The sequence below is a fragment of the Shewanella sp. MSW genome (assembly GCF_007636515.1).
Lineage (GTDB): Bacteria > Pseudomonadota > Gammaproteobacteria > Enterobacterales > Shewanellaceae > Shewanella > Shewanella indica.
This window is the reverse complement of sequence record NZ_LVDR01000008.1, coordinates 135,720-148,164: the sequence shown is the minus strand read 5'-3', so window position 1 is coordinate 148,164 and position 12,445 is coordinate 135,720. Positions and strand designations below refer to the sequence as shown.

Annotated in this window: 13 protein-coding genes; 10 read left to right on the top strand and 3 right to left on the bottom strand. The window is 51.2% G+C overall.

Annotated features, from left to right (window positions below; translation table 11 throughout):
• From AYI96_RS10745 to AYI96_RS10715, 7 genes are all read left to right on the top strand, one after another.
• Entirely contained in the window at positions 1 to 1,398 is a 1,398-nt protein-coding gene (locus AYI96_RS10745) for a cytochrome ubiquinol oxidase subunit I (RefSeq protein WP_071475769.1), read from the top strand.
• 2 nt (positions 1,399 to 1,400) lie between these two features.
• Positions 1,401 to 2,408, top strand: coding sequence for a cytochrome d ubiquinol oxidase subunit II (gene cydB / locus AYI96_RS10740; protein WP_144361588.1), 1,008 nt, complete (start codon positions 1,401 to 1,403; stop codon positions 2,406 to 2,408).
• Complete coding sequence (locus AYI96_RS20665; protein ID WP_082014222.1) at positions 2,392 to 2,574, top strand: DUF2474 family protein; 183 nt, start codon at positions 2,392 to 2,394, stop codon at positions 2,572 to 2,574. Before cydB ends, AYI96_RS20665 begins: the two co-directional genes overlap by 17 nt.
• Before the next feature lie 139 nt (positions 2,575 to 2,713).
• Complete coding sequence (locus tag AYI96_RS10730; RefSeq protein ID WP_039033075.1) at positions 2,714 to 3,451, top strand: YdiY family protein; 738 nt, start codon at positions 2,714 to 2,716, stop codon at positions 3,449 to 3,451.
• A gap of 220 nt (positions 3,452 to 3,671) precedes the next feature.
• A complete protein-coding gene (nhaD, locus tag AYI96_RS10725; RefSeq protein ID WP_071475771.1) occupies positions 3,672 to 5,126 on the top strand; it encodes a sodium:proton antiporter NhaD in 1,455 nt (484 codons plus the stop codon).
• 110 nt (positions 5,127 to 5,236) lie between these two features.
• Positions 5,237 to 6,025, top strand: coding sequence for a transcriptional regulator (locus tag AYI96_RS10720; protein ID WP_071475772.1), 789 nt, complete (start codon positions 5,237 to 5,239; stop codon positions 6,023 to 6,025).
• The gene (locus AYI96_RS10715; RefSeq protein ID WP_071475773.1) at positions 6,018 to 6,623 is read left to right on the top strand and encodes a hypothetical protein; all 606 of its coding nucleotides are present in this window, start codon (positions 6,018 to 6,020) and stop codon (positions 6,621 to 6,623) included. The genes AYI96_RS10720 and AYI96_RS10715 overlap by 8 nt, the downstream gene beginning before the upstream one ends.
• 3 nt (positions 6,624 to 6,626) lie before the next feature.
• On the opposite strand, the gene AYI96_RS10710 is transcribed toward AYI96_RS10715, so the two are convergent.
• Positions 6,627 to 7,169, bottom strand: coding sequence for a hypothetical protein (locus tag AYI96_RS10710; RefSeq protein WP_039033078.1), 543 nt, complete (start codon positions 7,167 to 7,169; stop codon positions 6,627 to 6,629).
• A gap of 10 nt (positions 7,170 to 7,179) precedes the next feature.
• The gene (locus tag AYI96_RS10705) at positions 7,180 to 8,001 is read right to left on the bottom strand and encodes a hypothetical protein (RefSeq protein ID WP_039033079.1); all 822 of its coding nucleotides are present in this window, start codon (positions 7,999 to 8,001) and stop codon (positions 7,180 to 7,182) included.
• A 426-nt stretch (positions 8,002 to 8,427) separates the two neighbouring features.
• On the opposite strand from AYI96_RS10705, the gene AYI96_RS10700 reads away from it, so the two are divergent.
• From AYI96_RS10700 to AYI96_RS10690, 3 genes are all read left to right on the top strand, one after another.
• Positions 8,428 to 9,174: a transcriptional regulator gene (locus AYI96_RS10700; protein WP_039033081.1), complete on the top strand. Its 747-nt coding sequence runs from the start codon at positions 8,428 to 8,430 to the stop codon at positions 9,172 to 9,174.
• The gene (locus AYI96_RS10695) at positions 9,167 to 9,676 is read left to right on the top strand and encodes a hypothetical protein (protein WP_039033082.1); all 510 of its coding nucleotides are present in this window, start codon (positions 9,167 to 9,169) and stop codon (positions 9,674 to 9,676) included. The genes AYI96_RS10700 and AYI96_RS10695 overlap by 8 nt, the downstream gene beginning before the upstream one ends.
• Positions 9,677 to 9,801: 125 nt before the next feature.
• Positions 9,802 to 11,412: a hypothetical protein gene (locus AYI96_RS10690; RefSeq protein ID WP_260852993.1), complete on the top strand. Its 1,611-nt coding sequence runs from the start codon at positions 9,802 to 9,804 to the stop codon at positions 11,410 to 11,412.
• A gap of 275 nt (positions 11,413 to 11,687) precedes the next feature.
• Here AYI96_RS10690 and AYI96_RS10685 read toward each other — a convergent pair whose 3' ends face one another.
• Positions 11,688 to 12,401 carry an RNA pseudouridine synthase gene (locus AYI96_RS10685; protein ID WP_144361622.1) on the bottom strand — a complete coding sequence of 238 codons (714 nt, stop codon included), beginning with the start codon at positions 12,399 to 12,401 and terminating at the stop codon, positions 11,688 to 11,690.
• Positions 12,402 to 12,445 lie beyond the last annotated feature (44 nt).

Below are 12,445 nucleotides of genomic sequence, written 5' to 3'. Positions count from 1 at the left end.
ATGTTTGGACTGGATGCACTCGAAATGGCACGCATACAGTTTGCCTTCACGGTTTCTTTTCACATTATCTTCCCGGCCATCACCATTGGCCTGGCAAGTTATCTCGCGGTACTGGAAGGGCTTTGGCTCAAAAAGCGTAATCCGGTATACAAGCAGTTGTATCATTTTTGGTCCAAGGTATTTGCGGTCAACTTTGGTATGGGGGTGGTTTCCGGCTTGGTGATGGCTTACCAGTTCGGCACCAACTGGAGCGGTTTTTCCGAGTTTGCCGGCAGTATTACCGGCCCCCTGCTGACCTATGAAGTGTTGACCGCCTTCTTCCTCGAAGCCGGATTTTTGGGGGTGATGCTGTTTGGCTGGAAGAAAGTCGGCGATCAGCTGCACTTCTTTTCCACCTGCATGGTTGCCCTCGGCACCCTAATGTCCATGTTCTGGATCTTGGCCTCCAACAGCTGGATGCACACGCCCCAGGGCTTTGTCATTGAAGCCGGTCAAGTAGTACCGACAGACTGGTTGGCGGTTATCTTCAACCCTTCCTTTATTCCGCGTCTTTCGCATATGGCGGTGGCCGCCTTTATCTGCTGCGCCTTGATGGTGGCGGCATCGGGCGCCTGGCACTTGCTTAAAGGCAACGACAACCCGGCGGTGCGCAAGATGTTCTCCATGGCGCTGTGGATGATCCTCGCCTGTGCACCTTTGCAGGCCTTGCTTGGGGATATTCACGGGCTCAATACCCTGGAGCATCAACCGGCTAAAGTCGCCGCCATGGAAGGCCACTGGGACAACAGCTCGGGTGAGCCGACACCGCTTATCCTGTTTGGCTGGCCCAATATGGAGACAGAAACCACTGACTATGCCCTCAAGATCCCGGCGCTGGCCAGTTTGATCCTGATGCACGACAGCCAGGCCCAGGTGCCGGCGCTGAAGGAGTTTGCCGTGGAAGACAGGCCCAATGTCCCTATCGTCTTTTGGTCATTTCGGGTCATGGTCGGACTGGGCATGTTGATGCTGCTGCTCGGTGTCGTCAGCCTTTGGCTCAGACACAGTGGTGGCCTGTACCAGCGCCGCTGGTTTCTGCGCTTCAGTCTGTGCATGGGACCATCGGGACTCATAGCGCTGTTGGCCGGTTGGATAACCACGGAAGTGGGGCGGCAACCCTGGATCATTCATGGGGTAATGCGTACCCAGGATGCGGTCTCCGCCCATGGCGAGCTGCATATGAGCCTGAGCCTGCTGGGGTTCTTTGTGGTCTACAGCCTGGTGTTTGGTTTGGGGTATCTCTATCTGCTCAATCTTATCCGTCAGGGACCCAAGGTCGAGGAAGCCTTATCCGAAAGCCCGGCGTTGGTCGGGCGAATTTCACAGTTTCACAGCGACGAGCTGCATAAGGAGAGCTGAGTATGGGTATCGATCTGGCTGTTATCTGGTTTGTGATTATTATTTTCGCCACCTTGATGTACATAGTCATGGATGGTTTCGACCTGGGAGTGGGGATACTGCTGCCCTTGGTTGAAGACAGGGATGACAAAGATATCATGGTGAACTCAGTGGCGCCCGTGTGGGACGGCAATGAAACCTGGCTGGTATTGGGCGGGGCCGCATTGTTCGGTGCCTTTCCGCTGGCTTATGCGGTGATTATCGATGCCTTGGCGATTCCGCTGACCTTTATGCTGGTGGCGCTTATCTTTCGAGGCTTGGCGTTTGAGTTTCGCTTCAAGGCATTTGAAGGCCACAGAAAAGCCTGGGACAGGGCATTTGCCATCGGCTCTGTGGCTGCGACCTTCTTTCAGGGGGTGGTGCTGGGGGCTGTGATATCCGGTTTCCCCGTCATAGATCGCAGCTTTGCCGGCTCGCAGCTCGACTGGCTGGCGCCTTTCCCGCTTTTATGCGGTGTCGGCCTGGTGGTCGCTTACGGGCTCCTTGGCAGCAGTTGGCTGATCATGAAGACCCAGGGGCATCTGCAGCAACAGATGTTTCTGCTGAGCCGCTCTTTGCTCATAGGCTTGTTGGTGGCGATAGTGCTGGTCAGTATTTGGACGCCTTTGGCACATCCCCAAATCGCCGAGCGTTGGTTTTCGCTGCCGAACCTTATTTTTCTGTCACCTGTGCCTTTATTGACGGCACTGCTGGGATGGAATCTGTACCTGGGGCTGCAAAAACAAGATACTTACCAACCCTTTGTGATGACGCTGCTGTTGGTGTTACTGGGGTTCTGCGGTCTTGGGATCAGCATCTGGCCCTACATTATTCCACCGGGAATCAGCATCTGGCAGGCCTCGTCCCCGCCCCAGAGCCAAGGCTTTATGCTGGTGGGAGCCCTGTTCATTATCCCGATTATTCTGATCTATACCTGCTGGACCTATTATGTGTTCCGCGGCAAGGTGAGCGCCGATGATGCCTATCATTAATGCTTTGAGGGGCCGGGCCATCCGGCTGTTGGCCCCCGCTAAGGCTTGGCTCGATAGCCGTCCAGGCTGTTGGATGCTGCTGCTTTGGTGCTTGAGTGTTCTTTCTTTACTGAGTGTCTCTTCGCTGTTGCGACTGCTGATGTCTGCGGCCGGGTTGCGGGCATGATTGGAGGCCATTGTTATCAAGATGGTGTACGCAATCAGGTTTTTCGGCTGAAAAATGCGAGCTGTTTCGTATTTTTCGCTGTAGATGTTAAGATGGCGCCCGTTTTTTTAGGGATTGCTTTGAACGGAGATGCACAAGAATGAAAAAACTGCTTAGCGCTGCAGCCATTCTGCTGGTCGCACCATTTGCTCACGCAGGGGCCGACTTTGTCGAAGGTGATAAAACATTTGCCGGTGAGGCGGAGTTGGGGGCTACCCTGACCACAGGTAACACTGATACCTCTTCAGTGAAGGGTCGCCTGGCGATGAAACACGAACTGGGTAACTGGGAAAACCAGTATCTGCTCGAAGGTCTGTATAAGGAAGATTCTGAAGAAGTTACCGCCAAGCGTTACTTTGGTGGCGTTCAGGGTAACTACCGTCTGGATGAGCGCAGTTATCTGTTTGCCAACACCAGTTACGAAGCCGATCCCTTTACAGGTTATGATTATAAGTTCAACAGCGCAGCCGGTTACGGCTACCGGGTTTTCCAGGGCAGCAAGAGTTTCCTGGATGCCGAGATAGGTCCTGGTTACCAGTATCAGCGTCTGGACAGTGAGCAGCGGGCTATTCTGGGGTATAACTCAGATGCCAGCTGGGTGGCTCACGGAGTGATTAACTATGAGCTTGAGATCAGCAAGACCTCCAAATTCCGCCAGATGTTTGTTGCCGACTATGGTGACAAGCTCGACGCGCGTTCCGAGACTTCCTTGACCGCTAATATCATAGGTGCATTGGCGATGAAGTTTGCCGTGGTTGTGCGTTATAACAGCGATCCGCTGGATGACAAAAAGAGCACAGATACCGAAACCAACATGACACTGCTGTACTCCTTCTAAAAAGTCGTGAGATAAAAAGTGTGAACCAGATAAAAGCGCCTGCGGGCGCTTTTGTGATCTATGGTGTTTTTTTGCCAGTCCTTGGCAACCTTTCTTCAGTTGTCTGCCGCTTAAGGCTTGGGCTTGCTCACTTAAATTACAGAAATTTGCGTTTTATCAAGATTTGATTTCCTGTCTCTGTGCTAGGTTTTAGTTAATTTCCTACCGAGAGATCATTGAAATGAAGTTGATGCGTTTGCATGGGGGCTGCGCAGCCTTAGGAGGAATTTTGTCCGGACTGTTTTCGCCTGCGGTCCTGGCTAGCACGGAAGCCGTAAATAATCTGAACCTGACCGACTCAACTGTGGGGTATCTGGCACTGACTCTATTTACCATCGCCTATTTGCTGGTGATGGGGGAGGAGAAACTGCACCTGAGGAAGTCCAAGCCTGTATTGGTCGCCGCCGGTCTTATCTGGGGCATGATAGGTTATATCTATACCCAAAACGGTATGTCGGAAGTGGCCGAGGCAGCTTTTAAGCATAACCTGCTCGAATATGCCGAATTGTTGCTGTTTTTGCTGGTAGCAATGACCTATATCAACGCCATGGAAGAGCGGCGGTTGTTTGATGCTTTACGTTGTTGGATGGTCGGCAAGGGCTTCAGTTTATACCAGATATTTTGGCTTACCGGCTTATTGGCCTTCTTTATCTCACCTATCGCCGATAACCTGACCACGGCATTATTGATGTGCGCCGTGGTAATGAAAATGGGCGCCGATAATCGCCGTTTTATCACCCTGTCCTGTATCAACATAGTGGTGGCGGCCAACGCCGGTGGTGCCTTCAGTCCCTTTGGGGATATCACCACTTTGATGGTGTGGCAAAAGGGCATGGTGCACTTTTCCGAGTTCTTTAAGCTGTTCCTGCCATCACTGGTGAACTTCCTGGTGCCGGCGCTGATCATGAGCCTGTTTATTTCCAGGGAAAAATCCGATGCCCTGGTTGAAAAAGTTTATACCAAGACAGGCGCCAAGCGGATAGTACTGCTGTTCCTGTTTACTATTTCTATGGCTGTTTGTGCTCATTCATTGTTGGGGCTGCCACCTGTGCTGGGCATGATGACAGGCCTTGGACTACTGCAGTGCTTTGGCTTCTACCTGAGGAAGAATTTCCCCAAAGCATTGGCAAGGGCGCAGGAGAAGGCGCGCCTGATGCAGGATGAAAAGCGTCTGGAGCAACTGGGTAACGTGGTGCCTTTCGATGTCTTCAGCCGTATTGCCAGAGCCGAATGGGATACTTTGCTGTTCTTCTATGGCGTGGTGCTCTGTGTCGGCGGCTTGGGCTTTATGGGCTATCTGAGTATGGTGTCTCACGCCATGTACACCCAGTGGGATCCCACTTATGCCAATATCGCCATTGGGGTGTTGTCTTCCATCATAGACAACATTCCTGTGATGTTTGCCGTACTGACCATGAATCCGGATATGGCTCTTGGCCAATGGCTGCTGGTAACCCTGACTGCCGGAGTCGGGGGCAGTTTGCTGTCTATCGGCAGTGCTGCAGGGGTCGCTCTGATGGGACAAGCGAGGGGCATTTATACTTTTGGGGCTCATCTCAAGTGGACGCCTGTTATCGCCCTGGGTTATATCGCCAGTATTCTGATACATCTCTGGCTTAACAGTTCAACATTCTAGAAATGCATGTATCATATTGTTAATTAACAAAGTTTTAATCGTGAGAAAAGTCTGAGAGAAGGTTCACGCTTTTCTTAAAAGCCTGAAAACACCCATGCAGATCACTCTGGATGGGTGTTTTTTTCCCTTATACTGCCGCCATTCATTTGCTGCTGAGCAATGCCATGCAGATAGGTTGCTGTTGGTTTGATGCCGATACCGGCACGCTCAAACATACTGGGTCCGGTAAGATTTGGGTCTTGTCTGAAATAGAGCAATGTGTGTTGAGTGTTTTGTTGAGCCATCAGGGCAAGGTGGTTTCCAGAATGCAATTGCTGCAGGAGGTGGGCATTCCCGTCAACCAAGAGCATTTATTGGAACAAGCGGTGGCCCGTATCCGCCAATACCTGGGGCCTGATTACTGTGACCTGTTGGAGCCCATCGACCGGCAAGGTTTTTTACTGCACAGCAAAACTCGAAAAAGTAAACCAATCTCTCTGTTTTTAAAGGGAAAGGCACCCTGGTATCATTTTTTTTGGATGTTACTGCTGAGTGGGTTGGTATTGTTTTTTCTATCGTCCAGAGTCGGACCGCTGCGCTATCTGGAAACGCCGGATGAAGTGATAAAACTCGCGCACCCTTCGGGCAATACTACCTTCCTGCGTCTCTATGGCGAACCCAAGGCATTGGCGACATTGAAAGATCTGACTCAGAGCATTGAAGGCTGGCTGGCTCCTTGCCCTGATAGCTGGCGTACGATTTCCATTTCCCTCAGTGATGACAGTAAGGTATTGAGTATGGTGCTCAAGGGAGAAAGTGACCAAGGGGAGTACTTTAAAGCTTACAAGTTGACCATGTCTCAGATGAATGATTGTGCCCCCGAGCATACTTGGTTGAAGGAGGCGTTGCGCTGTGACTGAATCGACTCTGCCGTGGCGCTTACGCCAAAACCGGAGCTGGATATTGCTGTTGTTACTGCTGTTATTTGTTGTGGGTATCCTGGCGGTTGACACCTTGATTTCCAAGTATCTAAACCCAAGCTTTAATTGTGAAGCGAGTTTAATTAACCCCGGCAAAGCCGGGGGACCAAGGGGAGGGGAGAAACTCAGGCTTGGGATAACCACAGAAAATGGGCAGACCAGACTGAAGGTCAGCTATCGCTATGATAATGAGCCGTGGGCGGGTATTGAGCTGGCAGGTACTATAGAAGGCGTTGAGCTTGGTTCACTAAGCTATATGATGAGTCTGGAACCCTATCAGGATAAACTGCTATTAGGTGAAGAAGAACTCCCTCCATACTTGATGGCAATGCGGGAGGCTATCAATAAGGCTTTGGCTCAGTCGGGTAAATTGGAGCTCAGGTTGCATGTTCTGGAGATGGATATTTTGGCCGACTATTCACTTATTCAACTGAGTCCAGGCAATCATCTTTGGGCCTGTCGTATGACTGAGTTTGAGGAAGAGGATGAGTCCCAAATGCCGTTGCTCTCATTGATCAGCGGCATTTGGGATTGGTGACCTTTAGTTTACGTCTGTAGTGGGAGAATAGAGCGTCACTTCATTGCTGATTTCAGTTCCGAACACCTCTATGGCTACCTTGTAACGGCTAACCGCGCCAGTAGCAGCATTAGCGTCCCAGTCGAGCCCTGATGGACTGAAACTGTAGCTGCCGGCACTTTCCAGAGCCTGCAGCGGCTCGGCGCACTCGGTTGTCGGGTCGCAGCTGTAACCATAGGTTACATGCCAGCGTTTCCAGGCTTTGGGCTTGGTGGAAGCTTGCTCTTCTGCCGGATAGCCAAAGTAGGTGATTTGGTACTTGGCGGCATTGGTGAGCGCTTTGCCTTCGGCGTTTTGCAGGGCAAAGGTGACCTGGCCTGAATCTGGGTCGAAGCTGTTGAGAGTCAACTCAATACTACTTGCTTCGGCGATATCCTGACTGGGTTTTTCCACAGGTGGTGGCGGAGGCGTGATCTCACCGCCACCATTATTGTTGTCATCATCGCTGCCACAGCCTCCCAATAGCAGGGCCGAGCCGAGCAGCAGGCTCAGATAGCTGATTTTCATTGGATAATCCTCAGTTAAAGTGCCCGGTATGACAGGTGGTACATTCCATGTCTGTCTTGACGCTGGCGGCAGGTCCCATAGTACTTGTGGAGCCATGACAGCTCTGACAGCTCTGGGCTTCTGAGCTGGGTTTACTTTCAGGCAGGGCGCCCAAGTCTTCACCCTTGTAGGCTCGGTTCAAGAGTTCCACTAAGTGATAGGCAATAGAGGCCGACAAACGATAGCAACGTTCACCTTTTTCAGAGAAGGTCTTGCCTGAGGCCTTGGACCAGTTACTGATAGAGGAGTGACACAATACGCTGTTGGCTACCGAGGATTTGACCACCAGGGCAGTCTTTTCGGCGGTGGAGCCAATACCGGCAACGAACTCATCGCTGGACAAAGGCAGTTCGGTATTCTCGTAGTAACGGAACAAGGAACCTATGACGGCGGAGTTTTGGCCATTAATGTCATCGAGAATATTAACCAACATACCTACTGCATTGAGGTTACCGCAAAGCGTGCCTTGGCCGGTAACACCGGCAAAACCGTAGCCGGCCAGCGCCGTTGGAATAGTGGCAAACTTGTCGGCATCGACACTGGCAGACCGAGCCAGCATGGTCACAGTGGCGTGAAATACCTGATGCATACAGCCACCGCCGGTTTCATAAGCCAGTTTGGCTGTCTCCATAGGATCCAATGGAGCATATTTGAGTTTTTCACCCAACTCCAGGCGGTAGTTTCCTGACTCATCCGTGGCAGCAAAGGCGCAAGTGGCCGTAAGGCTGGCTCCGGCTGCTGCGGCGCTAATTCCGATAATCTGGCCCAGGGCCTGACGTCTGTTAATGCTCATATTTATCACCCTTTGTTGTCTTTGTTTTTCCCGACCGGGTCGGTTGTATTCAGATTAGGGGGATAAGATATGAAGGTTGTGATTTAGCGCGCATGAATATTGAGTTGTCAAAGACTGGAGTTTTAACCTTTTAAGGTGATTAGAGTGGCTATTCTTAATCCTTTTTGAGGGTTAAGGGTTGGGCAGAATCACCTTATTTGTTTTATTCATGTTAATTAATGGCTGGTTTATCAATCTTCAGGCCTGTTTTCAAAGCCTTCAACCATGGGAACTGGTTCACAAAACGCTACTTGCTTCCCTCTTGCTTGCTTCCTTGCCTGAGTTGGATCACTTTTTAAACTTTTTCCTGTGTCAGGGTTATGAGGATCACAGTAGTGATTAGATTTCTTGCATACACTCATGTTCATATAAAACAGGAGGAAGATGATGCAGATAGGCGACTGCTGGTTTGATGAAGCCAGCGGTGAGTTACAACACAAAGGCAGGGGAGACAGTTGGCATCTCCCTCGGGCGGAGTTGCAGGTGCTGAAACTCCTGCTTGCCAATCAGGGACGTTTGGTCTCCCGTATCGAGTTGCGCGCCGGTGATGACAATCATCCCCCTTTGAGTGATTCGTCTGTAGCCCGTGCTGTCTGTATGTTGCGTGCCTTTCTGGGGCCCGAATATGAGTCTTTGATTGAAACGGTCAAGGGGCAGGGGTATCTGCTACGCTCATCTGTGGCCCGTAAACCCGCGGGAGTGCTGGAGTCCAGGTTGAATGCCGGTCCCAAGCAACTGCTGGTGGGCTTGGTACTGATACTCATGCTTGGTCTCAGTGTCTTCTATCTGTATCGTTTACCCAGAGTGGTACCCACCATTCCACTGAACAAGCAGGAATTGACACTGCTATCTGGTCAGAGAATGGAGCTGTTTTTCTACTCCAATTCCCGTACCAACAATCAGTTGTTGACCGAACAGGGCAAGGTGCTGACCTCGGCATTGGCTCAGTGCAAGAGCAGCCCTTGGCGCAAATTATATGTCTCTCTTTCCCATGACAAACAAGTCCTTAACCTCACATTGAGAGGCGAGTATTTGGGACAGTCCGTGGTACGCAATCTCAAAATAAGCGATGGACGTCAGGTCAAGGCATTTGTCAGTGTACCTTGGCTTAAGGAGGTTGATCTCTGTGGCTAGACGTTGGCTTTGGGTGATAAATTTGCTGATCCTGATCTTTTTGCTCGGCTGTTTGCTGGTGATCTATCGTTTCAGCCAAACAGCGCCCGCTTTGGCGCTTAATTGCAGCTCTGAACTCTACGACCGGCAGTTGAACGAGGGCGAAGATGCGCAGCACTACCTGCTGCTGGATCTGCAGACCAAAGGCAAGCGAGCTCTGGTCAACTATCGCTACTTCAACATGGATGGCACCCCGGCCGGCAGCATTTTGATGCAGGGGCAACTGGCTTCGGAAGAGGCGGGGCGTTATCAAATCCTGGTTACAGATAAACAGGAGCTTTCCGGCAAGGGCGCAAGGCCCGCCCATATGCAATACCTTTCTTATGTTTCCAGCTTCAACCTCAGTAATGAAGGCCTGCATCACCTGGCACTGGAGATCCTTGATGCCGATGAAGCCAAAGACTATGCTATTGTGTTGTTCCAACCGAGTAACACAGTATGTGGCTGCCGCCTGATCCATTGACGGCTGAATTTTTGCTGACGATTTCACCATTTCCTTTCAGTTAACGCCTGTGCGCTATCCCATTCCCGTGTTGCTTGGGCTATAGTCTGGTTCTTTCATCAATTCATTGATAGTTTTCCATTATTGTGTCCAAACTACGTATCAAGCAGGAAGAAAATCTATCCATCAAATTCAGTCATCTGATGGGTGTTGGAGAGCAGCGCAAGCTGGATCTCTACTTTTCCCTGCCCAAGGAGATGGGCATAGGGCCGCAGAGCCTGAATGAAGAGGAATACTACTTCAGCGCCATTCTCGGACGGCGTTCTTACTACTCGGATGGTCTGCATCTGCCCCTGGTACAATCCAGGTTTGTAAGCCAGAAGAAGCGTACCGTCGAAGAGTTTCGCCTCTATCTGAACCTGTTTGCCTACCAGTTTGTGGTGGCGATGGAGAACGATGCCAAAGAGATTTCGCGGCAATCCGAGCCGGAAAACTTCTATCCTTTGCTGGAGGAGTTAACCGAGCAGACAGCGATTTTGCTGAAGAAGTTTCGCCGTAACGAACCGGCCGATGCCAGATGGAAACACTATTTTGAGAATGCCGATAACTACTTATCCTGGTTTTGTGAACAGCAGTTGTTGAAGCTGTTGGCCCATGGTCCCAGAAACAGTGACTTTAGCCATGTGTCGGATAAGGTGATCACCCTCTGCCGGGTAGAAAATCACTATCGGGCCGAGCGACTCTATAACTCGGCGCAAACCCTGCAAGATCCCAATCGTATTGCCAACAAGATGTTGCTGCTCAGGCGGCTTATTCAGCAAGGGGTGGTGCTCAAAGAGGAGATTAAACCTCTGAACACTGGGCTTAAAAAGTTAACCACAGGGTTGGCTACCGCGCTGGTGATGCTGGTGGTATCAGCCTTGATCATCAAGGCTCAGGGGATATTCAGCGGCGTGACTCTGGTATTGGTGTTGGTGTTGGCGCTGATTTACGGCGCGCGGGAGATCTTTAAAGATGATGTCCGCAATGCTTTGTGGCGCTATATCCAACGGGGACGTCCCCGTTGGAGTCGGATATTGAGGGATACAACCAACCAGAAGTTTATTGCCAAGCAGCTGATTTGGCTTGAGTTTATGCGTAGTCGGGATCTCCCTGATGATGTCAAAGAGATCCTCCGGCGGCGCCATAGCCAAAATAAGGTCGACGCTGAAATTCTTCACTACGGCATTCAAACCAAGGTGGCAGATACCGAGTTTCTCTCCGGTTATAACACATTGCAGGAGCAGGTGGTGTTCAGCTTAGTGCCCTTTGCCCGCTATCTGGAACGGGGTAAGGCCAAAATTTACAGCGAAACCGATGGCAGGATAACTAACGAGTCGGTGGAGCGGCGTTATCAGATAAATCTGGTCGCCGTACTCAAAGAGGGTAAGCAGGCGCCGCGCTATGCCAGATACAAGATCACCATGAACCGCTCACAGATAGTGGATGTCAGCCCCAGCGATATTCCTGATTCACTGCCGGGAATTGAGGATCTGCCCTATGATTCCGAGGTCAAGGCCAATGGCGAGTTCAGGCGCAGTAAGGAAGATCGCGTCGAATCCAAGACTGTGGAGGAAGAAGAGCATCAGGCGAATCTGGCTGCCGTGACGCAGGCTGCCGATCTTCTGTCTGAGTTGCAACCCGGCGGCGGGAAGGATGATAAAGTCGCCACTTCCCGGGCAAGCGAGCCTAAAAACGGTGAAGGCAGTCAACCCTGACGGCCTTAACGGAGAAACTGCTCAGGAACGTCCCACAGAGGAAAAGGCCAATCCCAGCCCCAGGCTGACCAATACGCCGCCTATGGCGCGTTCAACCAAGGGGCGACAACGGGCCACTATAAATGTTTTCTATCGACGTGGGTGAGAGCTGATTTGTCTGAGAGAGTATGAGGAGTGAGTGTTGCCACAAACAATATTGTTTTGGGTTTATACAGTTAACCAGGCGCTTGGTTTTGCCAATAATTTAGAGTCGTAAAAAATATACAGCTGTTTAGTCAAGGTTGTACTGCATCTTTAAGCGCAGCGATTTGTGCATGGCTGAGCTCCCTAAACTCCCCTTCAGCAAGCTTATCAAGCGTTAACTCCATTATCCGGGTACGGCAGAGGTCTGTGACTCTGTAGCCCAAATGCCGACACATACGGCGAATTTGCCGCTTCTTGCCCTGAGTCAGAATAATTTCAAAACTGTTTGCCGAAATCGGTGTGACTTGTGATGCCCGCACCTGGCCATAACCGTAATCCATAGGCGCTCTCAAGGCATGGATAAACGCGTCAGTAAATGCTCGCTCCAGAGTGACCCGGTAGTGTTTGCTGTGGCAAAAATCCGGATGCATCAGTTGCTGGGTCAGCTCGCCGTCGTTGCTGAGCAGCAACAGGCCGCGGGAGTCTTTATCCAGTCTTCCGGCCGGATACAGGCGTTTATCCTGAGGCAATAGATGCAATAGACTGCTCGGGTCATCCTTGATTAGGCGGCAATCTATGCCGACGGGTTTATTGAATAGCAGATAAGTGTAAGCTGCCGGGGCGGCGACGGGCTCGCCCAGATAAAACAGCTTTTCGAGGCAATGGCGCTGCCCGGTGGCGAGGGTGACTCTGTCTGTGTGTTTAGCGAGTTTGTCACCCAGAAAAATCTCTCCGGCTTCGATGCGCCTGGCGGCTTCGCGCCTTGAACATAGGCCGGTTTGCGCCAGATAGTGAGCGAGGCGGATTGTGGCTTGTTGAGATGCTCTTGCGTGGGTCATTGCAGGCCTTT

Bases quoted from the DNA above. Each gene is read 5' to 3' on its own strand.
- AYI96_RS10745 (WP_071475769.1), top strand. From the start codon at position 1: ATGTTTGGACTGGATGCACTCGAAATGGCACGCATACAGTTTGCCTTC.
- cydB (WP_144361588.1), top strand. From the start codon at position 1,401: ATGGGTATCGATCTGGCTGTTATCTGGTTTGTGATTATTATTTTCGCC.
- AYI96_RS20665 (WP_082014222.1), top strand. From the start codon at position 2,392: ATGATGCCTATCATTAATGCTTTGAGGGGCCGGGCCATCCGGCTGTTG.
- AYI96_RS10730 (WP_039033075.1), top strand. From the start codon at position 2,714: ATGAAAAAACTGCTTAGCGCTGCAGCCATTCTGCTGGTCGCACCATTT.
- nhaD (WP_071475771.1), top strand. From the start codon at position 3,672: ATGAAGTTGATGCGTTTGCATGGGGGCTGCGCAGCCTTAGGAGGAATT.
- AYI96_RS10720 (WP_071475772.1), top strand. From the start codon at position 5,237: ATGGGTGTTTTTTTCCCTTATACTGCCGCCATTCATTTGCTGCTGAGC.
- AYI96_RS10710 (WP_039033078.1), bottom strand. From the start codon at position 7,169: ATGAAAATCAGCTATCTGAGCCTGCTGCTCGGCTCGGCCCTGCTATTG.
- AYI96_RS10705 (WP_039033079.1), bottom strand. From the start codon at position 8,001: ATGAGCATTAACAGACGTCAGGCCCTGGGCCAGATTATCGGAATTAGC.
- AYI96_RS10700 (WP_039033081.1), top strand. From the start codon at position 8,428: ATGCAGATAGGCGACTGCTGGTTTGATGAAGCCAGCGGTGAGTTACAA.